Below are 21060 nucleotides of genomic sequence, written 5' to 3' on the forward strand. Positions count from 1 at the left end.
ACCGGGGGGTGCCCCGCCACATTCCCCGGGACAACGGGGGCGTGATCCCGGGGAAACGGCGGGACGCGGACGGGACTCAGATGTTGCCGAGCACCTTGTCCGGGGAGATCCGGACGACCACCCGGACCGCCTCCGGACCGTCGAAGGTGTAGTCCTTGCCCAGGTACTTGCGGGACAGCTCGTCGATCAGCTCCCGGCCGCCCTCGGTGGTCAGCGTCGCCTCGCCGCGCGCCTCGAAGTACTCGTACGGGTTGTCCTTGTCGTTGATGACGAGGGACACCCTCGGGTCCCTGACCAGGTTGAGGTGCTTCCGGCGGCCCTCGACGGTGGAGAACAGGATGTCGTCGCCGTCCCGCTTGACCCAGACCACGGAGGCCTGCGGGCCCCCGTCGGGCTGGATGGTGGAGACCACGGCGAAGCTCGTGCTGTCGAGCAGTTCCTTGACCTTGTCCGCAAGTTCGACACCCATCGGAAACCCCTTCACGTCGGCGTTCGGCCCGAGCGGAAGCCCCGTCCGGGCCCGAGCCGAACACTAGCGACTCGGGCCCCGGGAACACCCGGTGAACACCCGTCAGGTCCGGGTTGTTCCCGACCGCTCACCGCGACCGGCTCAACGCCGCTCGTACACCAGGGCGGTGGCGATCGCGGCCAGGCCCTCGGCCCGGCCGGTCAGCCCCAGCCCGTCGGTGGTGGTGCCGGAGACGGACACCGGGGCGCCGACCGCCTCGGACAGCGCGGCCTGCGCCTCGGCCCGCCGCTTGCCGATCTTCGGCCGCACGCCGATCACCTGGACCGCCACGTTGCCGATCTCGAAGCCCGCCTCGCGGACCAGCCGGGCCGCCTCGCCGAGCAGCTTCGCCCCGGACGCGCCGGCCCACTCCGGCCGGTCGGTGCCGAAGTGGGCACCCAGGTCGCCGATCCCGGCGGCCGAGAACAGCGCGTCGCAGGCGGCGTGCGCGGCGACGTCGGCGTCCGAGTGCCCGGAGAGGCCGACCTCGGCGTCCGGCCAGTCCAGCCCGGCCACCCGGAGCGGGCGGCCGGCCTCGAAGGCGTGCACGTCGGTGCCGATCCCCACGCGGGGGATCACGGGGGTCTGCGGGTCAGTAGGCATCGGCGGCCCTCCTGCGGGCGAGTACGGCCTCGGCGAGCACGAGGTCCAGTGGACGGGTGACCTTGAACGCCTCCTCGTGGCCGGGCACCACGACGACCCGGCCGCCGTAGCGCTCCACCAGGCCGGCGTCGTCGGTGACCGGGGGCGCGTCGGCGGTGCCCGCGCTCTCCTCAGCCAGCGCCTTGGCGTGCACCTCGACCAGGGTGGCGCGGTCGAAGCCCTGCGGGGTCTGCACCGCGCGCAGGGTGGCGCGCTCGGGCGTGTCGAGCACCGGCTCGGGGCCGCCCGGGTTCGGCTCGACCCGCTTCACCGTGTCGGCCAGCGGCACCGCGGGCACCACCGCCCGCGCCCCGGCCCGGACGGCGGCCGCGACGGCGTCCACCACCTCGACCGGGACCAGCGGGCGGGCCGCGTCGTGCACCAGCACGATCCCGACCTCGTCCGGGATCGCGGCCAGGCCCAGCCGGACCGACTCCTGGCGGGTCGCCCCGCCGGCCACCACCCGGATGTCCTTGTCGTCCAGCCCGTGGCTGTCCAGCAGGGCGACCACCTCGGCCACCCCGTCGGCGGGCGCGGCGACCACGACCAGGCCGACCGCCCGACTGCGGGCCAGGGCCCGGACGGCGTGCACCAGGAGCGGCACGCCCCCCAGTTCCCGCAGGGCCTTCGGGGCCCCGGGCCCCAGCCGCTCACCCCGTCCGGCGGCGGGCACCACTGCTGCTGCGACTGCTCCTGACGCGTTCAGGTTTCACTCCTTCGGCGAAGTGGGTATGGCCATGGCGTGCCCGGCGGGCGCACCGGGCCCCTTCCGAAGAACCACGGTCCACCGTCCGCCGCACAGCTCCGCAAGTTCCGCGCAACGGTTCCGCGCAAGAACGGGTGCGGAAACGGTCTTGCAGGCCTGGGCCGGCTCGGGTGGGTGGCGTGGTCCGGACATGCCTCAGCGCCCGGAGTGCCACTGCACCACTCCCGGACGGTTCGTCCGAGGAGTGGCGCGCCGGCACCGGGCGCTGTGAGCGTTGGGCGGCAGCCCGACCGCACTGCGGTGGCGCGCTACGAGGCGAGGACCTCGTCGAGCAGCGTCTCCGCCTTGTCCTCGTTGGTGTTCTCCGCCAGCGCGAGCTCGCTGACGAGGATCTGGCGCGCCTTCGCGAGCATCCGCTTCTCGCCGGCCGAGAGGCCGCGCTCGCGCTCGCGGCGCCACAGGTCGCGGACGACCTCGGCGACCTTGATGACATCACCCGAGGCGAGCTTCTCCAGGTTCGCCTTGTAGCGACGGGACCAGTTGGTCGGCTCTTCCGTGTACGGTGCCCGCAGCACCTCGAAGACCCGGTCCAGACCCTCCTGGCCGACTACATCGCGCACACCGACGAACTCCGCGTTCTCGGCGGGCACGCGGAGCGTCAGGTCTCCCTGCTGCACCTTGAGCACCAGGTAGGTCTTGTCCACACCTTTGATCTGGCGAGTTTCGATGGCCTCGATCAGCGCGGCCCCGTGATGGGGGTAGACCACCGTGTCGCCAACCTTGAACGTCATGTGACAGGACCCCTTCCGTGGCTTTCCAGAATAACACGCTTCTCGGCCCACCCGAAGGGCGTTTTCGCAGGTCAGGGCCGGTCTCGGGGCTTGACAAGGACCCCCATGACGTGCTGCGACCGGTGTTCGAGAGGGGCTTCCCGCAGGTCGGAGGCGGTTCCGGGGTTCGACGAAACCCTTGCGCAACACCCCCGCAACCATGATTGGATCTTGAGCTTTCACCCCTTTTCGAGTCGCGGCCGAATCGTTATTCGATCTTGGTCGAACCTTGTCCTCCGCGTGACCCGGACATGTCGACGTACCGCCGGACGCACCCCCGGCGTACGGCCGGACGGCCCCCGGCGGCCCCCGGGAGTGCGACACGGGGACCACCCCGTGAGGAGCGCATAAGCGAGGTCGATAATCTGAGACCTGACCACCCGACACGTGACCTAGGGAGAAGCCGCCGCCGTGAGCCGCAGCCTTCGACGCGGCAGCATCGCCGCCCTCGCCGCCATCGCCATCGCCTCGCTGTCCTCCTGCGCCGCCGGCAACACGCCGGACACCCTGCAGATCAAGCCGGACAACGCGGCGGCGACCCTCGGAACGAACCTCCGGCTGAACAACATCGTGGTCGTCACCGGGGAGGGCGCCTCGGGCGACCACACCGGTCCCGCCAACGTGGTCGTGAACATCGCGAACACCGCGGACGCCCCGGCCGAGCTCCAGTCCGTCACCGTCGGCGGTGCCGCCACCACCTTCGCGGACGCCGCCGGCGCTCCGCTGTCCGGCATCGTCGTCCCGGCCCGCGGCGCGGTGGTGATCGGCGGCCAGGGCAACCCGTCCGCCACCGCCGCCTCCGCGACCGTCCACGTCGGCGGCTTCGCCCCGACCGTGTTCACCTTCAAGGACGGCCAGAAGGTCGAGGCCCAGGCCGCCGTGAGCCCGGACTCGGGCGCAGACGGCCGCGGCCTGTACAAGGGCTTCGGTCCGACCCCGTCGCCGACCGCGACCCCGGCCAAGACCACCACCCCCGGTGCCGCCACCCCCGGTGCCACCGCTCCGGCCCCCGGCGCCACCACCCCGGGCGCGCCGGCCACCGGTGCCACCGTCCCGGCCGGCACCACCGCCCCGGCCGTCCCGGCCGCGCACTGACGCCGCACCCCGCCCCCGGCGGGCCCTCCAGGGCCCGCCGGAGCGACGCGAAGGCCCCCTCCGGCTGCTGCCGGCGGGGGCCTTCCGCGTGGTGGGGACGGTTTACGGCTCGAACTTGTAGCCCAGGCCGCGAACGGTGACCAGGTAGCGCGGCGCGCCCGGGTCCGGCTCGATCTTGGCCCGCAGGCGCTTCACGTGGACGTCCAGGGTCTTGGTGTCGCCGACGTAGTCCGCGCCCCAGACCCGGTCGATCAGCTGCATCCGGGTGAGCACCCGGCCCGCGTTGCGCAGCAGCATCTCCAGCAGGTCGAACTCCTTGAGCGGCAGGTCGACCTTGGCGCCGTCCACGGTCACCACGTGGCGGTCCACGTCCATCCGGACCGGGCCCGCCTCCAGGGCGCCCGGGCCGCCGCCGTTGTCGCCCGCGCCGCCGTCCTCGCCGCGGCGGCGCAGCACCGCGCGGATCCGCGCGACCAGCTCGCGGGTGGAGTACGGCTTGGTGACGTAGTCGTCAGCGCCTATCTCCAGACCGACGACCTTGTCGATCTCGCTGTCCTTCGCGGTCACCATGATCACCGGGACGTTGGAACGCACCCGGAGCTGGCGGCAGACCTCGGTGCCGGGCAGGCCCGGCAGCATCAGGTCGAGCAGGACGAGGTCGGCGCCGTTCCGTTCGAACTGCTCCAGGGCGTCGGGGCCGGTGGCGGCCACGGCCACCTCGAAGCCCTCCTTGCGGAGCATGTACGAGAGGGCGTCGCTGAACGACTCCTCGTCCTCGACCACCAGTACTCGGGTCACGATCAGGCCTCCGGGGCAAGCTGCGGGGTTGTGTCTGACAGGTGTGGTGCCCGCTCCCCGGTGGGGAGCGAACGGTCCGTGCGGGGCGCGCGGGGAGCGCGGTCCGTCCGGTCCGTGGTGAGGGTTCGGGGTGCGGCGGCGGGGCCGGCGGGGCCGCCGTCCGGCGTGTGGTCCGGCTCGTCGCCGAACTCGTCGTCGAACGCGTCGTCGGGCTCGTCCTCCGTGGGTGCCTGCCCGGCGGGCAGGCGGACGGTGAAGGTCGACCCCTGGCCCTCGACGCTCCACACCGAGACGGTGCCGCCGTGCGAGGCCGCGACGTGCTTGACGATGGACAGGCCCAGGCCGGTGCCGCCGGTCGCCCGGGAGCGGGCGGGGTCGACGCGGTAGAACCGCTCGAAGACCCGCTCGCGGTCCTTCTCGGAGATGCCGATGCCCTGGTCGGTGACCGAGATCTCGATGAGCTCGCCGTCCGCCTCCCCGAGCGCCGCGGCGCTGGAGATCCGCCGGGTGGCGATGGCCACCCGGGTGCGGGGCGGGCTGTAGTTGACGGCGTTCTCGACCAGGTTGCCGAGCGCGGCGGCGAGCTGGCCGCGGTTGCCGTGCAGGTAGAGGCCGGCGATGCCGCCCGCCGCGATCAGGATCTGCTTGGCGGCGGCCTGCTGGCGGCAGCGGTCGATCGCCTCGGCGATCAGCTCGTCCACCGCGACCGGCTCCGGGTCGATCATCAGCCGGTCGTCCTGGACCCGGGAGAGGTCGATGATCTCCTGGACCAGGCTGGCCAGCCGGGCCGCCTCGACCTGCATCCGGCCGGCGAAGCGCTGCACCGCCTCCGGGTCGTCGGACGCGTCCACGACCGCCTCGGAGAGCAGCGACAGGGCGCCGACCGGGGTCTTGAGCTCGTGGCTGACGTTGGCCACGAAGTCCCGGCGGACGGCCTCCACCCGGCGGCGCTCGGTCTGGTCCTCGACCAGCACCAGCACCAGCCGGGAGCCCAGCGGGGCGACCCGGACGGAGACCGCGAGCGGCTCGGCCGCGCGGGCCGCGCCCGGCCGGGGCACCTCCAGCTCGACCTGGCGGATCTCGCCGTCCCGGCGGGTGGAGCGGGCCAGCGCGAGCATCTGGTCCACCGCGACGGCACCGCCGCGCACCAAGCCCATCGCGTACGCCGCCGAACTGGCCTTGACCACCTCGTCGCCCTCGCCCAGCACGATCGCGCAGGAGCGGAGCACGGAGAGCACGGTGTCGACCCCGGGCGGCAGCGGCGGCTCGGGGTTGCCGGTACCCAGTGACTGGTACCGGCCGGGGTTCCTGCCGCCGGTTGCGCTGTACCTGCCCTTGGCCTGCTCGCGCTCGCTCCAGCGGAAGGCGATGGAGGCGGTGAGGCCGACACCGAGCCCGGCTATGGCACAGGCAGCGGCGGCGGCCACGTTCACGTCCATGTGGCCAGCGTAAGCGCACGGCCAGGCCAGTCCCCAAGCACCCGATCAAGGCATCGACCACGCGTTGCCGAGAATTCACCTTCAGGTAGCCGCCGATTCACCGGAGCGGCCGTGCACCGTCGCCCAGGCGGCCGAAAGTTGGCCAGGCAGCCCGTGTGGGAGAGATCGGTGTGCCGAACAGCGGCCACCGGCTCGGGTGTGCGCGTACGATGCGCGCCACCAGCAGCGGTCACCCGGACACCGGAACGACGGTCGGACGGGCTGACCGGTCGGCACCGCCACCGACACAGCTACTGAGGAGAGAACATGCGCGACGCGTACCACGAGGAACTCGATGCGATCGGCGACAGCCTGGTCGAGATGGCCCGGCTGGTCGGCTCTGCCATGGGCCGCGCCACCACCGCCCTCCTCGACGCGGACCTCGCCCTGGCGGAGGGCGTGATCGCCGCCGACGAGAAGGTCAACGAGCTCCACCACGACCTGGAGAACCGGGCCATCGACCTCCTCGCCCGCCAGCAGCCGGTCGCCACCGACCTGCGCATCGTCGTCACCTCGCTGCGGATGAGCGCCGACCTGGAGCGCTGCGGCGACCTCGCCCGGCACGTCGCCAAGGTCGCGCGGATGCGCTACCCCGACACCGCCGTGCCGAGCGACCTGCACTCCACCGTCCTGGAGATGGGCCAGCTCGCCCAGCGCCTGGTGGCCAAGGCCGGCCTGGTCATCGCCACCAAGGACGTCGACAAGGCGCTGGAGATGGAGCAGGACGACGACGCGATCGACACCCTGCACCGCGAGCTGCTGTCGCACCTGATCGACGAGCGCTGGCACCACGGGATCGAGACCGCCGTCGACATCACCCTGGTCGGCCGCTACTACGAGCGCTTCGCGGACCACGCGGTGTCGGTCGCCAAGCGCGTGGTGTACCTGGTGACGGGCGAGCACGTGGCCGAGTTCGTGGCCGCCACCGAGGCCGCCGAGGCTGCGCCGGTCGACTGACCTCCGGTCCGGGCGGTGCTTCGTGGCCGCTCCCGGCTCACCCCCCGGGGCGAGTAAACCTGCGACGAGGGTGGTGCGGGCGCACGGCACTCCGTGCGCCCCACCACCGCGCGCCCGTTGACGCTCCGTCCATTCGGCGGCTTCACTCGACGTTGGGGGCACAGGACTGTGCCCGTCACAAGGAGGGAAGCTCGATGAAGGCCCACCCGACCCGACCGGCATCCGCCCACACCACCGTCGAGCCACCCGCCCCGAAGCTGCTCCCCGTCCTCGCCGCCGGCTGCGGCTGCGGCCCGGGCTGCGGCTGCGGCTGCCAGTCCGGCGCGCCCTGCCAGTGCGGCGGTGCCGACGGCGGCTGCTGCGGCGGCCACTGAGCGCGCCGCCGTCCGAGGAGTCCCCGAGGTGCACGGTCTTCCGGCGGCCGTGCACCTCGTTCGCGTCCGGGTCCGCGTCCGCGTCGGGCCGGGCGTCGGGACCGGACGTCAGAACGCGACGTCGGTGCAGGAGTAGAAGGCGTTCCCGGTGTCGGAGATCGTCCAGACCGCGACGACCACCTGGTGGCCGGTGCGCCCGCCCGGGATGGTCGCGGTGTGGCTGAGCGTGCTCGGCACCTGCTGCCCGCCGTACGGGACGGTCAGGAAGGGCGTCAGGTCCAGGTTGGCCCGGGTGACCGGCTGGCTCGCGTCGTAGCCCGGCTTGGTCATGTAGTACCGGAAGTCGGTGGTCGCGTGCCGGGCGGTGAACTTCCAGGTGAAGGTGAGCTGCCCGCCCGCCGTCACCGGCGTGGTCGGCCAGGCGCCCGCGTGCGGGTCGTCCAGCTCGGCGAAGCGCGCGTTGCCGCCGGCGCAGATGGTGCCGTCCGAGGGGCCGAGGGCCGGGAAGCCCTTGGGGCCCTCGACGCTCTGCGGCTCCCACTGGATGTCACCGCAGTCCCACGGGACGCCGTCCACGTGGGTGTCGCAGAGCGCGGCGCGGCTGGGCGGGGTCGTGATCCAGCCGTGGGACGAGGCCGGGAAGGCGAGGGTCAGCGGGATCGCCAGCGCGGCGACGGCCGCCCCGACGATGTGGCGTGTGCGCATGGTGCTCCTCCGTGGGGGTGGATGGAGTGTGCGCCGGGGGCACAGACGCGCGCGCGTGGGGGTGCGGCGGCCCGGACGGGGAGATCCTGGCATGCCTGCGCCAGTCCGGTGCCCTCACGGTAGGAGCCGCCGACTGCGGCCGTCAATGGTCTGAACCATTTTCCCACCTACCCAACTCCCCCACCAGGCAAGCTGGTTGACCCCGAACCGACCGAAAACGAACGAAGGCCCCGCCGCCCGGTCGGACCGGGTGGCGGGGCCGTAGCGGCAAGCGGCCTACTTCTTGCCCTGGTTCTTGACCGCCTCGATGGCGGCCGCGGCGGCGTCCGGGTCGAGGTAGCGGCCGCCCGGGGTGACGGGCTTGAAGTCGGCGTCCAGCTCGTAGACCAGCGGGATGCCGGTCGGGATGTTCAGGCCGGCGATGGCCTCGTCGGAGATGCCGTCGAGGTGCTTGACCAGCGCGCGCAGGCTGTTGCCGTGGGCGGTGACCAGGACGGTCCGGCCGGCGGCGAGGTCCGGGACGATGGCGTCGTACCAGTACGGCAGCATCCGGTCGACGACGTCCTTCAGGCACTCGGTGCGCGGACGCAGCTCGCTCGGGATGTCGGCGTAGCGCGCGTCACCGGCCTGCGAGTACTCGGCGTCGTCGGCCAGCACCGGCGGCGGGGTGTCGTACGAGCGGCGCCACAGCTGGAACTGCTCCTCGCCGAACTCGGCCAGGGTCTGGGCCTTGTCCTTGCCCTGGAGCGCGCCGTAGTGGCGCTCGTTCAGCCGCCAGCTGCGGCTGACCGGGATCCAGTGCCGGTCGGCCTTGTCCAGGGCGATCTGGGAGGTGCGGATGGCGCGGCGCAGCAGCGAGGTGTGCAGCACGTCGGGGAGCAGACCCTCGGCGGCCAGGAGCTCGCCACCGCGGGCGGCCTCCTTCTCGCCCTTCTCGTTGAGGTCGACATCGACCCAACCGGTGAACAGGTTCTTCTGGTTCCACTGGCTCTCGCCGTGGCGGAGCAGGATGAGTCGGTACGTCGTGTCAGCCATGGCCCCCAGCTTAGTGGGGGGTCGGAAAACCCCTGGTGGGGACCTTCGGCCGATGTGTAATGTGTGCTCCGCGCATCTGACACTTACATGCGTCGGCTGACCGGGCCTGCCGCACCGTTCGGCGGACGCCTGCCCACGGGAGCCCCCACATGCTCGTCGCCCTGGTCGCCAACCCCCGGATCCGAAGACTCGTACAGGAGACCGTGGGCGGGCTGCCGCGACAGTTCTGGTGGCTCTGGGTGAGCACGCTGGTGAACAAGCTCGGCGCGTTCGTCGTCACCTTCCTGGCGCTGTATCTGACCGTCGACCGGGGGTACTCGGCCTCCTACGCGGGCCTGGTGGCCTCGCTGTTCGGCCTCGGTTCGGCCGTCGCGGCGATCCTCGCGGGCGTGCTGGCCGACCGGATCGGGCGCCGGCCCACCCTGCTCGCCGCCCAGCTCGGCACCGCGCTGTTCACCGCCGTGCTCGGCTTCGCGGACGGCCAGGTGGCGATCGCCGTGGTGGCCTTCCTGGTGGGCCTGTGCAACAACGCCACCCGGCCGCCCACCTCGGCGATCATCGCCGACCTGGTGCCGGCCGAGGACCGGGTCCGCGCGTACTCGCTGAACTACTGGGCGATCAACATCGGCTTCGGCCTCTCGGCGGCCGTGGCGGGCCTGATCGCCACCCACGGCTACCTCACGCTCTTCCTGCTGGACGCGTTCTCCACCCTGGTCTGCGCGGTGGTGATCTTCATCCGGATCCCGGAGACCAGGCCGCAGGCCGCGCCCGGCCGGGCGGACGGCTCCGCCGAACCGCCGGTCAGCCTGCTCTCGGTGTTCCGGGACGCCCCGTTCATGGCGCTGGTCGGGCTCACCCTGCTGCTCGCGCTGGTCTTCCAGCAGGGCAGCACCACGCTGGCCGTGGACATGGGCGCCTCCGGCATCACCTCCACCGAGTACGGCCTGGTCATCGGCCTGAACGGGCTGCTGATCGTGGTCCTGCAGATCCCGCTGACCCGCTGGATGGAGGGCCGCTCACGGACCGGACTGCTGATCACCAGCTGCCTGCTCACCGGCTGGGGCTTCGGGCTGGCCGCGCTGGCCGGGTCCTCGGCCTGGCTGTTCGCGCTCTCGGTGGCCGTCTGGACGGTCGGCGAGATCCTCAACACGCCGGTGATGATGGGCCTGGTCGCCGAGCTGGCGCCGACCCACGGGCGCGGCCGCTACCAGGGCGTGCACAGCCTCTCCTGGTCGCTCGCCTCGTTCCTCGGCCCGGCGGGCGGCGGGCTGCTGCTCCAGCACGCGGGGCCGGCGGTGCTCTGGACGGCCTGCGGGGCGGTCGGGACGGTCACCGCGCTCGGGTACGTGGTGCTGGCCCGCCGGACCGGCGCGGCCGGGCGCCGTCGGCCCGTGGCCACGGAGGTCCCGGCACCCGCGGTGGGGGCTCCGGCGCGCACGGCCACGGCGCCCGCGGTGGAGCCGGCCGGGAAGGCCCCGGCGGGCGCCTGACCGGCCCGCGGGTCAGCCGGCGGCCGGGGTGTCCGGAGTGACCGGGGCCTCGGCCGACGGGTCCCGCGGGGCGGCCAGGTGGGCGAAGGCGGCCAGGTTGCGGGTGGACTCCCCGCGCTTGGTCCGCCACTCCCACTCGCGCCGGATCGCGGTGGCGAAGCCCAGCTCCAGCAGGGTGTTGAACGGCTCGTCCGCGTTCTCCAGCACCGTGCCGAGCAGCCGGTCCACGACCTGCGGGGTGAGCGCCTCCAACGGCAGCCGGCCGGCCAGGTAGACGTCGCCGAGCCCGTCGATCGCGTACCCGACGCCGTACAGCCGGGTGTTGCGCTCCAGCAGCCAGCGGTAGACGGCCTCGTGGTTCTCGTCCGGACGGCGGATCACGAAGGCGTTCACCGACAGGGTGTGGTCGCCGACCCGCAGGGCGCAGGTGGTGCTCAGCTTGCGGGTGCCCGGGAGGGCCGCCACCAGCGTGTACGGGTCGGTGGCGGCCGGCTCCCAGGCCACCCCGGCGTCGCCCAGGGCGGCGCGCAGGAGGGTCAGGGCCTCGTCCTTGGTGCGGATTGCCATGGGGGTGACGTTACTCGTCGGTACCGGGCGGGCGCAGCCCCAGGCCGGTCGGCCCCGGGGCTTCCGCCCGGGCCTCCGCTCAGGCCGGTCGGCGACGGACCCCGGCCAGCCGGCCCGCCGGGCGGGCCATGCTCCCGGCGTACACCTCGGCGGTGGTCGCCGCGGCGGTGTCCCAGCCGAAGCGGGACGCGTGCCGGGCCGCCGCCTCGCCGCGCCGGGCCGCGAGGCCCCGGTCGGTGACGTACGGCTCCAGCGCGTACGACCAGTCCAGCGGGTCGTGGCCCTGCACCAGGGTGCCGGTCTCGCCGTCCCGCACCGCGACCGGCAGGCCGCCCACCGAGGCCGCCACCACCGGGGTGCCGCAGGCCTGCGCCTCCAGCGCGACCAGCCCGAAGGACTCGCTGTACGAGGGCATCACCAGCGCCGACGCCGCGCGGTACCAGTCGGCGAGGTCCGGCTGTCCGACCGGCGGGTGGAACCGCACCACGTCGCCGATGCCCAGCTGGGCGGCGAGCTTGTGCAGGCTCTCCGGCCGGGCCAGTCCGGTGCCGGACGGCCCGCCGACCACCGGCACCACCAGGCGCTCGCGCAGCTCCGGGCGGCGGCCCAGCAGCGCGGCGACCGCCCGCAGCAGCACGTCCGGGGCCTTCAGCGGCTGGATCCGGCCCGCGAACAGCAGCACCGCGGCGTCCTGCGGCAGGCCCAGCCGGGCCCGCGCGGCGGCGGGCGTCCGCGGCCCGCCGGGGCGGAAGACGTCCAGGTTGACCCCGGGGTGCACGACGGCCAGCTGGTCCGGCCGGGCGGCGTAGTGCAGCGCCAGCTCGGCGGCCTCCTCGGTGGTGTTGGCGATCAGCCGGTCGGCCGCCTCCACCACCTGGGTCTCGCCGATCACCCGGGCCGCGGGCTCGGGCGTGTCGCCCTCGGCCAGCGCGGCGTTCTTGACCTTCGCCATGGTGTGCATGGTGTGCACCAGCGGCACCCCCCAGCGCTGCGCGGCCAGCCAGCCGACCTGCCCGGAGAGCCAGTAGTGCGAGTGCACCAGGTCGTAGTGGCCGGGGCGGTGGCCCGCCTCCGTCCGCAGCACCCCGTGGGTGAAGGCGCACAGCTGGGCCGGCAGGTCCTCCTTGACCAGGCCCTCGTACGGACCGGCGGTGACGTGGCGGACCAGCACGCCCGGGGCCAGCTCGACCGTCGGCGCGTCGTCCGAGCAGATCGACCGGGTGAACACCTCGACCTCGATGTTGAGGTCGGCCAGGCGCTTGGCCAGCTCCACGATGTAGACGTTCATCCCGCCGGCGTCCCCGGTGCCGGGCTGGTGCAGCGGCGAGGTGTGGACGCTCAGCATGGCTATCCGGCGCGGGCGGCGGCGACCGGGGACGAGCGACTGGAGCCGGCCGCGCGCGGGGGCGGCGGGCTGGGCCCGGCGTACCGAACGGACGGGGTGCTGGATCACCTGGCTGAAGCCTCCTCTGTGCGGCCCGTCGAGGCGGTCCGCGCCGGGCCGCCCGTTGTCCGGTGTGCGCAGCCCCGTCCGGGCACACATCACCATCAGGGTGCCAACCACACGGACCGCGCCCGGCATTCCCGCCCCGGCCCACCGGCCGGAACGGCTGCCATCGCCCCAGGTCAGCACGGTGCCGTCGGCGACCCGACTACCCTTCTGGGCATGGCTGCCTCCTTCGACCCCGCTCCCGCCGCGCCCGCCCGCGGACGGACCGGGCGCCCGGTCGGGACGGTCACCCGGGGCACCACCAACACCAACCGGCTGCGCCGGATGGACCGCTGGATCGCCCACACCCTCGGCCGCGAGCTGCGCGCCGCCGGACGGCCGCCGGTCGCGGTGGACCTCGGCTACGGCGCCGCGCCGTGGACCGCCGTCGAACTGGCCGGACGGCTGCGCACGGTGCGGCCGGACGTCCGGGTGGTCGGGATCGAGATCGAGCCGGAGCGGGTCGCCGCCGCACTGCCGTACGCCGAGCCGCCGCTGCTCACCTTCCGGCGCGGGGGCTTCGAGGTGCCGCTGGACGGCGGCGGGCCGGCCCAGCTGATCCGGGCCGCGAACGTGCTCCGGCAGTACGACGAGTCGGCGGTCGCCGGGGTGTGGGAGCGGCTGTGCGCGCGGCTCGCCCCGGACGGGCTGCTGGTGGAGGGCACCTGCGACGAGATCGGGCGGCGGCACGTCTGGGTCGCGCTCGGCCCGGAGGGGCCCCGGACGGTGACCTTCGCGGCCCGGCTGGGCGGCCTGGGCCAGCCCTCCGACCTGGCCGAGCGGCTGCCGAAGGCGCTGATCCACCACAACGTGCCGGGGCGGCCCGTGCACGCCTTCCTGGCCGACTTCGACCGGGCCTGGGCCGCGGCCGCGCCGTACGGGGCGTTCGGGGCGCGGCAGCGCTGGGTGGCGGCCTGCACGGCGCTGGCGGGCAGCTGGCCGCTGGTGGACGCGCGCGGGCGGTGGCGGCAGGGCGAGGTCACGGTGCCCTGGTCGGCGCTCGCGCCGTAGCCGCCGTGGCCGTCGTGGCCGTCGTGCGGGCGGTGCGCGCCGGGAGCCGGTGAGCGATTCGATACGTTCACTCGAACGAGTTATCGAATATCTCTGGCGTGTTGACGCCCCGACACGCCACGATGGTCCCGCCCTCAGACCCCCGCCCTCAGACCTCCCGGCCGAACAGCTCCCGCCGGGCCCGCTCGAACACCCCGTACATCTCCGACCCGAACAGCACGAACCGCACCTCCGCCAGCTCCGCGCCCGCCTCCGCGTCACCGCCGTCCAGCACCTCCGCGACGGTGCCGAGCGCGATCCGGGCCGCGTCCGCCGGCGGCCAGCCGTAGATCCCGGCCGACACCGCCGGGAAGGCCACCGTGCGCGCGCCGAGCCCCGCCGCGGCACGCAGCGACTCGCGATAGCAGGAGGCCAACAGCTCCGCCCGCTCCTCGTACTCCTCCGCCCGGTACACCGGCCCGACGGTGTGCACCACCCACCGGGCGGGCAGCCGTCCGGCCGTCGTCGCCACCGCCCGACCGGTGGGCAGCCCCTTGCCCCAGTGCGAGGCGCGCAGCCGGCGGCACTCCTCCAGGACCTGCGGTCCGCCCTTGCGGTGGATCGCGCCGTCCACCCCACCACCGCCCAGCAGGGACGAGTTGGCGGCGTTCACCACGACGTCCACCGGCTGTTCCGTGATGTCACCCTCCACCAGGGTGATCCGCGCAACCATCGCCCTCTCCCCTTTCCCGGAGCCGCCCGGCAGCCTTTCCGGCAGCCACCCGACGGAGCCCGGGTGCTCGTCCGAGTCCAGTCACCACACCACCACCGGCGTGGCAATAGCCACAACGGCGCCGGTCGGCCAGAGAAATCCCCGGAGATCACGTTATGGTCGCGAGAAGTTCCCCGACGCGCGGTGCCAGGCGGGCACTGCGGACGGACGTCGACCGTTACGCAGTCGGGGAAAGGGAGGAACCACCGATGCCCGCAACGGGAGACGGGCGGGCACCTGGTGCCGCGGGCCTGCCGGGCGCCCATGACGGCGCCCCCGTCGGTCATGCCCGAAGCCGCGTCACGACCGGACCGGCCTCGGCGGCTCCCCCGATACCCCACCCCCGCTCGCGGGCCGCGCACGCCTCCCACCCGTCCCACATCTCCGACCCGGGCGGCCCGGCGGCGGACGGACCGGCCGACGGCGCCCCGCTGCGACTGCTGGTCATCGAGGACGACGCCTCGGACGCCCAGCTGATCAAGGCGGCGGTGGCCGACAGCGGCACCTCGATCGAGATCCACTGGGCCCGCGGCCTGGACCAGGCCACCGAACTGCTCGCCCCGCCCGTGAACTGGGCCCGGCGCGGGCGCTCCCGCACCCCCGAGTTCGGCTGCGTGCTGCTCGACCTCGCCGCGCCCGCCGACCTGCCGCACCCGACCGACTCCTCGGACGGGCTGGAGGGCCTGCACGAGCTGCTCCGCCGGGCCCCGCACACCCCGGTCGTGGTGCTCACCGACGCCGCCGGGGCCGAACTCGGGGCGGCCGCCGTCGCCGCCGGCGCCCAGGACTTCCTGCTCAAGCACGAGACGGACGGCCCGCTGCTCGCCCGCGCCCTGCGCTACGCCGTCGAGCGCAAGCGCGCCGACGAGTCCCAGCGCCGCCTGGTCGAGGCCGAGCTGCGCGGCCAGGAGAACGCCCGCCTCCAGCGCCACCTGCTGCCCACCCCGCTGCTCGACGGCGCCGGGCTCTCCTTCACCCGGCGCTACCGCCCCGGCCGCCGCCGCGCACTGCTCGGCGGCGACTTCTACGACGCCGTGCGCACCGACGACGGCGCCGTCCACGTCGTGATCGGCGACGTCTGCGGCCACGGCCCGGACGAGGCCGCACTCGGCGTCGCGCTCCGGATAGCGTGGCGCACCCTGGTCTTCGCGGGCCTCACCGGCGAGACCCTGCTCACCACCCTCCAGCACGTGCTGGAACACGAACGGCGCAGCGACGAGATCTTCGCGACGCTCTGCATGCTGGTCATCGAGCCCGGCGGCCCCGGCAGCGGCCTCGACTCGCTCGGCACCGGCGAGCGGGCCCGGCTCTACCTCGCCGGGCACCCGGCGCCGCTGCTGCTCGGCCGGGACCACGAGCCGATCACCCTGCCCGCCGACCTCGCCGGGCCCGCGCTCGGCCTGCTGCCGTGCCACGACGGGCAGTCCGCCTGGCCCGCCCACGAGATCGAACTGCGGGCCGGCTGGCGGCTGTTGCTCTACACCGACGGACTGATCGAGGGCCGAGTCGGGGCCGGATCGCGCCGGCTGGGCCAGGACGGGCTCGCGGACCTGATCGGCGACCACCAGGCCGCCGGACTGACCCGGGGGCGGCTGATCGACAGCGCCATCGCCGAGGTCGAGGAGCTGAACGGCGGCGCGCTGACCGACGACGTCGCGGTGCTGCTGCTGGAACGCAACCCGGTGCAGCTGATCCTCGGCTGATCCCCGGCCGAGGGACGCGCGAACGGGCGCGGAAGCGGTCGACGAAGAACGAGGGCGGACAACGCGACGGCCCGGGCGGGTGAACTCCCCGCCCGGGCCGTCGCGTTGTCGGCTGCCGCTCCTACCAGGGGCCGTACGGCCCGGTGTTGCTCCGACCGCCCCGGCCGCCGCTGCCGCCGGTCAGCGCCCGGATCGCCGGGCGGACGTCCACCACGTAGACGATCGAGGCGACCAGGCCGGCCAGGGTGCCGATGCCGGTGAAGAAGTTCACCCCGAACAGGAAGTCCCAGCCGAAGGAGATCGCCAGGATCGCCACCCAGAAGCCCTTGGTCTTCTTGTCGGCCGCCCGGTAGGCGTCCTCCCGGCGGGTGACCGCGTCGGCCAGGGCGAACAGCTTGTAGGCGAGGATGGCGATGGTCGCCCACCAGATCGGGTTCAGGTAGGAAAAGGCCAGAATCTGCAACACTCCGACCATTTCGATCTCCTCTGCTCTCGACTCCGGCGCTGCGACCGCTGCCCATCCTGGCACGACGACCGTCCGCGACGGGCTCAACGTCCCGTGGTCACCGGATGTGCCCCACGGGGTACGGGGGCGTGTCGGACACGCCCCGGGTCACTCCGCGGCGTCGGCGGCGCCCTTGCGGGCCCGCGCGGACTTCTTCGGGGCGGGCTCGGCGTCGACCTCCGTGGCCTCCACGACCTCCGCTACCTCCGCCACCGGCTCGGCCTCGACCAGCTCCGCGGCCGGCTCGGGCCGCTCGGCCTCGTCCGGCGTGCCCGGGCGGGCCTTGTCCACCACGACCTTGCCGCGCTCGGCCAGCTCGTCGTACGTCTCCTTGGCCTTCACCGCCAGCTCGACCGCGCGGGCCACCTGCTGCAGGGCGAAGCCCTGGGCCCGCTCCTGCAGGGCCTTGAGGTCGGTCGGCAGGGTGGTGACGGTCTCGGTGACCTTGGCCTGCGCCCCGGTCAGCAGCGACTGCGCCTCCTGGAGCCTGGCGGTCGCCTTCTCCTGCGCACCCTTGCGGTCCGCCGCCAGCGCCTCGACCCGGCCCGGCACCTCGCGCAGCTTCTCGTACGCGAGGTCCCCGGCGCCGGCCAGGGCGTACAGCGGGGTCGGGTCGCCGAGGGTCTTCTTGATCTCGTCGGTGATGGGCATGGTTACCGGTCCTCCCGGTGGGTGTTCTGGGTGGCTGGGCCGTCGGCCGTCGGCTTGGGAGCCGACGACGCGTTCTCCTTGAGGAAGGCGTCGTAGACCGCGAGCAGCGCCTGCTTCTGCTGCTCGTTGATCAGCGGATCGGCCAGGATCGAGGCCCGCAGCTCCAGGCCCTCGCCCCGCCGCTCCTCCAGGATCCCGGCCTGGACGTACAGCGTCTCCGCCGAGATCCGCAGCGCCTTGGCGATCTGCTGGAGGATCTCCGCGCTCGGCTTGCGCAGCCCGCGCTCGATCTGGCTGAGGTACGGGTTGGACACGCCGGCGGCCTCCGCCAGCTGCCGCAGCGAGTACTGGGCGCTGCGGCGCTGCTCGCGGATGTACTCGCCCAGCGAGCCGACGTTCAGTGAGGCCATGCGGACAGCCTGCAACACCCTGCTTGCAAATGCAAGCAGGGTGCTAGCGGCAGCAAACGGGCCTGCCGGGAGGCCGACCGGGTGGGCGGGCCGGGGCCGGGGGTCAGGCCAGGTGGGCGAGGAGGAGCTCGGTGAGCCGTTCGGGGGTGCGCAGCGGGAGGTAGTGGTCGGCGTCCGGGACGAGGTGGCCGCGGGCGCCGGGGATGTCGGCGGCGAGCCGCCGGGCGATCGCCGCGATCTCCGGGTGGTCGCGGTCGCCGTGGACGACCAGGGCGGGCGCGGCGACGGTGCCGAGGAGCGGTTCGGCCGCCCGGGCCGGCGCGCCCGCGAGGTGGTGCTCGCTGACGATCCGGCGGGCCGCGTTCTCCTCGACCATCGTCGCGACCAGCTCGCCGCCCGGCGCGTCGCGGCCCATGGCGGCCCAGACGGAGAGCTCCAGCGCGGCCAGCGCCGCCGTGTCGCCCCGGCGCCGGGCCTCGGCGTAGGCGGTGGTCTCCGGGGACGGCGGCCAGTCGTGGCCGCTGACCGAGGCGCCGACCAGGCCGAGCGCGGCGACCCGGCCAGGGTGGGCGAGGGCGAAGTCCAGCACGGTCTCCCCGCCCATGCTCAGGCCGACCAGCGCGGCGCGGCGCAGACCGAAGTGGTCCAGGACGGCGAGCAGGTCCGCGACGTCGTCGAAGGCCCGCTCCGGCGCGGCGGACCGGCCGAGGCCGCGGGCGTCGTAGCGGATCACGTCGTGGTGCCGGGACAGCGCCGGGGCGACGGCGTCCCACAGCCGGGAGTCCATGCCGGAGCCGTGCAGCAGGACCACCGGGCTGCCGGTCCCGCGGCGCTCCGCCCACAGTCGGCCGCTGCCGGGGGCCGGGACGTGGACCTCGGAGGCGCGGGGGTCGGTGTGCGGGCTCATGCGGTGATCCTTCCAGAGCCCGCGCAGGCCCGGCCGGTCAGGCCGGTCAGGCCGCGGCCGTCAAGCGGTCAGGCCGAGGCGGTCAGGCGGACTCGGGCAGCCGGACGGGCATCAGGACCGAGAAGGTGCCCGCCCGCCCGGGGGTGCGGACGGCCAACGGGGCGATCGGGCCGCCGAGTTCGAGGAGCAGCTGTCCGGGCCGCCCGGCGTCGAGGGCGTCGAGCAGGAAGTCCCGGTTGACGGCCAGTCGGTAGCCCTCGGGGGCCGGGTCGTCGGCGACCGTCAGGCTTCCGTCCCCGGCCAGGGTCAGGACGGTGACCTCGCAGTCGGCGCCGTCCGGGCCGGAGGGCAGGGTGCGGGTGGCGCCGGTCTCGACGGCGGCGCGCAGTGCGGCGGCGGACAGGGTGATCCGGTGCTCCGGTTCGAGCCGGGTGACGGCCCGGTGGTCGGGGTAGTCGACGTCCAACGCGACGCCCTCGATGCGGTGCTCCCCGACCTCGGCCCGGACCGGTCCGTCCCCGAGGGTGAGCGCCACCTCGGCCGGGCCCGCGCCGAGCAGTGCGCGCAGCGCGTCCACCAGCGCGGTCGGGACGACGGTGCCGGCCACCGGCTGCTCGGGCGTGTCGCCGGTGGCCGGCACCTCGGCGAGGGCCATCCGGTAGCGGTCGGTGGCGACCAGGCGCAGCACCGGTCCGTCCGGTTCGAAGAGCACGCCGGCGAGCGAGGGCAGCTCCGGGCGCCCGCAGACCGCGAAGCGGACCGCGTCCAGGGCGGCCGCGAGCTCCTCGGCCGGGACGGTGAGCCGGAGTCCGGCGGGGGTGGTGGTCATCGGCTGCTCCCTCTGGTCGATCATCGCGTGGATCAGGGAGAGCTCGCGGCGGGCGTCGGCGAGGCCGTCCTCCAGCCGGCGCAGGTGTGCGTCGAGCACCTGCCGGGCCTCGCCGCTGCCGGGCGCGGCGCCGAGCACGGCGCGGATGCCGGCCAGCGGCAGGCCGACCCGGCGCAGCCGGGCCAGCAGCCGGGCGTCGGCGAGCTGGCCGGGCCGGTACCAGCGGTAGCCGGTCTGCGGGTCCACCCAGGCGGGGGTGAGCACCTCGGCGCCGTCGTAGTAGCGCAGGGTGCCGACGCCCAGGCCGCTGGCGTGGGCCAGTTCGCCGATGCTGTGCAGCTCGCTCTCCATGCCGGTGACTCTGCGGGCTCGACCTGGTCGAGGGTCAAGCCGGGCCGGAGCGGTCGGCGCTGCCGTCGGCGCCGGGAGCGGGGGCCGGGCCGGCCAGGTGGGCCAGCTTGCGCGGGTTGCGGACCGCCCGGATCTCGGAGATCCGCACGGCGCCGTCGGGCTGCTCGGCGAACTCGAAGACGGTGACGGAGTCGACCGCGCCGTCCACGGTGACCAGCACGCCGGGCACGCCGTTGACCAGCACCGGACGGACACCGGCCCCCTCGCCCAGCCGGCGGAGCACCCCGAGGACGAAGCGGGCGACGTTGTCGGCGCCGGTGACCGGCCGCAGCGCGGCGCTGATCACCCCGCCGCCGTCCGTCCAACTGGTGACGTCGGGGGCGAGCAGTTCCAGCATCCGGTTGAGGTCGCCGCCGACGCAGGCCGCCAGGAACTCGTCGGTGGCGCGGCGGCGCAGCTCGGGCGGGGCGTCGTAGCGCGGCCGGCGGGCGCGCACGTGCGCCCGGGCCCGGCTGCCGACCTGGCGGCAGGCGGCCTCGGTGCGGTCCAGGGCCTCGGCGATCTCCTGGTAGGAGAAGCCGAAGGCCTCCTTGAGCACGAACACCGCCCGCTCCAGCGGGGACAGGCTCTCCAGCACCACCAGCAGGGCGACCGAGACGGTCTCGGCCCGCTCGACGCCGTCGGTCGCGTCCGGCTCGGCGACCAGCGGCTCGGGCAGCCAGGGGCCGACGTAGGACTCGCGGCGGACGGCGGCCGAGTCCAGCTTGTTGAGGGCGAGGTTGGTGACCGTACGGGCCAGGAAACCGCCGGGACTGGCGACCGGGCCGGTGACGCCGCTCCAGCGCAGCCAGGTGTCCTGGACCAGGTCCTCGGCGTCGGCGACGCTGCCGAGCATCCGGTAGGCGATGCCGAAGACCGTCCGCCGGTGCCGCTCGAAGTCGGCCAGCCGGGGGTCGGTCGGCCCGGTCGCGCTGGTCTGCCCGGCTTCACCGGCCGGCCCGGTCTCGTGGGTGTCGGTCACCCGCGCGACGCTACCGCACGGTAGTCGTCGCGCTCAGCTCCGGAAGGCCTCGTAGGCGGGGGCCAGCACGGCGGAGAGGTCGCGGCCGTACGCGGTGATGCCGGAGCGGCCGAGGCGGCGCAGCGAGGGCTCCTCCGGGCCGTCCTCCTCCTCCGCCGGGGCGGGGCTCAGGGTGAAGTCGCCGCGCCAGTAGGCGGCGACGTTGACCACGGGCGGTCTCGGTTCGTCGGTCACACGTCCTCCTCGG

Annotated in this window: 24 protein-coding genes; 6 read left to right on the top strand and 18 right to left on the bottom strand. The window is 74.3% G+C overall.

What is annotated here, in order from left to right:
• Positions 1-76: 76 nt before the first annotated feature.
• From ACLWS4_RS08210 to ACLWS4_RS08225, 4 genes are all read right to left on the bottom strand, one after another.
• Complete coding sequence (locus ACLWS4_RS08210) at positions 77-469, bottom strand: PPOX class F420-dependent oxidoreductase (protein ID WP_049657181.1); 393 nt, start codon at positions 467-469, stop codon at positions 77-79.
• 141 nt (positions 470-610) lie between these two features.
• Positions 611-1111 (bottom strand): 2-C-methyl-D-erythritol 2,4-cyclodiphosphate synthase, encoded by a 501-nt coding sequence (gene ispF, locus ACLWS4_RS08215; protein WP_049657183.1) that lies wholly within the window; start codon positions 1109-1111, stop codon positions 611-613.
• On the bottom strand, positions 1101-1856 hold the full coding sequence (gene ispD / locus ACLWS4_RS08220; RefSeq protein WP_074001725.1) for a 2-C-methyl-D-erythritol 4-phosphate cytidylyltransferase: 756 nt from the start codon (positions 1854-1856) through the stop codon (positions 1101-1103). Before ispD ends, ispF begins: the two co-directional genes overlap by 11 nt.
• 308 nt (positions 1857-2164) lie before the next feature.
• Complete coding sequence (locus ACLWS4_RS08225) at positions 2165-2647, bottom strand: CarD family transcriptional regulator (protein ID WP_014136563.1); 483 nt, start codon at positions 2645-2647, stop codon at positions 2165-2167.
• 450 nt (positions 2648-3097) lie between these two features.
• Between ACLWS4_RS08225 and ACLWS4_RS08230 the strand changes: the two genes are divergently transcribed.
• Positions 3098-3781: a DUF461 domain-containing protein gene (locus ACLWS4_RS08230; protein ID WP_416873656.1), complete on the top strand. Its 684-nt coding sequence runs from the start codon at positions 3098-3100 to the stop codon at positions 3779-3781.
• A 102-nt stretch (positions 3782-3883) separates the two neighbouring features.
• Here ACLWS4_RS08230 and ACLWS4_RS08235 read toward each other — a convergent pair whose 3' ends face one another.
• Positions 3884-4579 (bottom strand): response regulator transcription factor, encoded by a 696-nt coding sequence (locus ACLWS4_RS08235; protein ID WP_031069385.1) that lies wholly within the window; start codon positions 4577-4579, stop codon positions 3884-3886.
• A gap of 2 nt (positions 4580-4581) precedes the next feature.
• Positions 4582-6018, bottom strand: a complete 1437-nt coding sequence (locus ACLWS4_RS08240; protein ID WP_375876597.1) for a sensor histidine kinase — start codon at positions 6016-6018, stop codon at positions 4582-4584.
• Between the two features lie 306 nt (positions 6019-6324).
• Between ACLWS4_RS08240 and phoU the strand changes: the two genes are divergently transcribed.
• Together phoU and ACLWS4_RS08250 are read left to right on the top strand one after the other, a co-directional pair.
• Positions 6325-7014 carry a phosphate signaling complex protein PhoU gene (gene phoU, locus ACLWS4_RS08245; protein ID WP_049657907.1) on the top strand — a complete coding sequence of 230 codons (690 nt, stop codon included), beginning with the start codon at positions 6325-6327 and terminating at the stop codon, positions 7012-7014.
• 194 nt (positions 7015-7208) lie between these two features.
• Positions 7209-7388: a hypothetical protein gene (locus tag ACLWS4_RS08250; protein ID WP_074001727.1), complete on the top strand. Its 180-nt coding sequence runs from the start codon at positions 7209-7211 to the stop codon at positions 7386-7388.
• A 108-nt stretch (positions 7389-7496) separates the two neighbouring features.
• Here the strand turns inward: ACLWS4_RS08250 and ACLWS4_RS08255 are convergent, their stop codons facing one another.
• Both ACLWS4_RS08255 and ACLWS4_RS08260 read right to left on the bottom strand, forming a co-directional pair.
• The gene (locus tag ACLWS4_RS08255; RefSeq protein WP_416873657.1) at positions 7497-8093 is read right to left on the bottom strand and encodes a lytic polysaccharide monooxygenase auxiliary activity family 9 protein; all 597 of its coding nucleotides are present in this window, start codon (positions 8091-8093) and stop codon (positions 7497-7499) included.
• A gap of 276 nt (positions 8094-8369) precedes the next feature.
• A complete protein-coding gene (locus ACLWS4_RS08260) occupies positions 8370-9128 on the bottom strand; it encodes a phosphoglyceromutase (RefSeq protein ID WP_049657900.1) in 759 nt (252 codons plus the stop codon).
• Positions 9129-9277: 149 nt separating this feature from the next.
• Between ACLWS4_RS08260 and ACLWS4_RS08265 the strand changes: the two genes are divergently transcribed.
• On the top strand, positions 9278-10618 hold the full coding sequence (locus tag ACLWS4_RS08265) for an MDR family MFS transporter (RefSeq protein ID WP_416873658.1): 1341 nt from the start codon (positions 9278-9280) through the stop codon (positions 10616-10618).
• A 12-nt stretch (positions 10619-10630) separates the two neighbouring features.
• Here the strand turns inward: ACLWS4_RS08265 and ACLWS4_RS08270 are convergent, their stop codons facing one another.
• Both ACLWS4_RS08270 and mshA read right to left on the bottom strand, forming a co-directional pair.
• Entirely contained in the window at positions 10631-11185 is a 555-nt protein-coding gene (locus ACLWS4_RS08270; RefSeq protein WP_416873659.1) for a YbjN domain-containing protein, read from the bottom strand.
• Positions 11186-11264: 79 nt separating this feature from the next.
• On the bottom strand, positions 11265-12635 hold the full coding sequence (gene mshA, locus ACLWS4_RS08275) for a D-inositol-3-phosphate glycosyltransferase (protein ID WP_369808316.1): 1371 nt from the start codon (positions 12633-12635) through the stop codon (positions 11265-11267).
• A gap of 216 nt (positions 12636-12851) precedes the next feature.
• Here mshA and ACLWS4_RS08280 point away from each other — a divergent pair, with 216 nt between their 5' ends.
• Positions 12852-13685, top strand: a complete 834-nt coding sequence (locus tag ACLWS4_RS08280) for a class I SAM-dependent methyltransferase (RefSeq protein WP_416873660.1) — start codon at positions 12852-12854, stop codon at positions 13683-13685.
• A gap of 148 nt (positions 13686-13833) precedes the next feature.
• Here the strand turns inward: ACLWS4_RS08280 and ACLWS4_RS08285 are convergent, their stop codons facing one another.
• Positions 13834-14397 carry an O-acetyl-ADP-ribose deacetylase gene (locus ACLWS4_RS08285; RefSeq protein WP_049654154.1) on the bottom strand — a complete coding sequence of 188 codons (564 nt, stop codon included), beginning with the start codon at positions 14395-14397 and terminating at the stop codon, positions 13834-13836.
• A gap of 248 nt (positions 14398-14645) precedes the next feature.
• Here ACLWS4_RS08285 and ACLWS4_RS08290 point away from each other — a divergent pair, with 248 nt between their 5' ends.
• Positions 14646-16139, top strand: coding sequence for a PP2C family protein-serine/threonine phosphatase (locus ACLWS4_RS08290; protein WP_416873661.1), 1494 nt, complete (start codon positions 14646-14648; stop codon positions 16137-16139).
• A 121-nt stretch (positions 16140-16260) separates the two neighbouring features.
• Here ACLWS4_RS08290 and ACLWS4_RS08295 read toward each other — a convergent pair whose 3' ends face one another.
• The 7 genes from ACLWS4_RS08295 to ACLWS4_RS08325 all read right to left on the bottom strand — a co-directional run bounded on the left by ACLWS4_RS08295 (position 16261) and on the right by ACLWS4_RS08325 (position 21047).
• Positions 16261-16614, bottom strand: a complete 354-nt coding sequence (locus ACLWS4_RS08295) for a DUF2516 family protein (protein ID WP_049654152.1) — start codon at positions 16612-16614, stop codon at positions 16261-16263.
• A 138-nt stretch (positions 16615-16752) separates the two neighbouring features.
• Positions 16753-17295 (bottom strand): hypothetical protein, encoded by a 543-nt coding sequence (locus ACLWS4_RS08300; protein WP_117488427.1) that lies wholly within the window; start codon positions 17293-17295, stop codon positions 16753-16755.
• A gap of 2 nt (positions 17296-17297) precedes the next feature.
• Positions 17298-17705 (bottom strand): helix-turn-helix domain-containing protein, encoded by a 408-nt coding sequence (locus ACLWS4_RS08305; protein ID WP_416873662.1) that lies wholly within the window; start codon positions 17703-17705, stop codon positions 17298-17300.
• Positions 17706-17808: 103 nt separating this feature from the next.
• Positions 17809-18612 (bottom strand): alpha/beta fold hydrolase, encoded by an 804-nt coding sequence (locus tag ACLWS4_RS08310; protein WP_416873663.1) that lies wholly within the window; start codon positions 18610-18612, stop codon positions 17809-17811.
• 82 nt (positions 18613-18694) lie between these two features.
• Entirely contained in the window at positions 18695-19792 is a 1098-nt protein-coding gene (locus tag ACLWS4_RS08315; protein WP_416873664.1) for a MerR family transcriptional regulator, read from the bottom strand.
• 34 nt (positions 19793-19826) lie between these two features.
• Positions 19827-20813, bottom strand: coding sequence for an RNA polymerase sigma-70 factor (locus ACLWS4_RS08320; RefSeq protein ID WP_380777193.1), 987 nt, complete (start codon positions 20811-20813; stop codon positions 19827-19829).
• A gap of 33 nt (positions 20814-20846) precedes the next feature.
• A complete protein-coding gene (locus ACLWS4_RS08325) occupies positions 20847-21047 on the bottom strand; it encodes a hypothetical protein (protein ID WP_375876607.1) in 201 nt (66 codons plus the stop codon).
• Positions 21048-21060 lie beyond the last annotated feature (13 nt).

The organism is Kitasatospora sp. SC0581 (assembly GCF_048159585.1).
In the GTDB taxonomy this organism is placed as follows: Bacteria; Actinomycetota; Actinomycetes; order Streptomycetales; family Streptomycetaceae; genus Kitasatospora.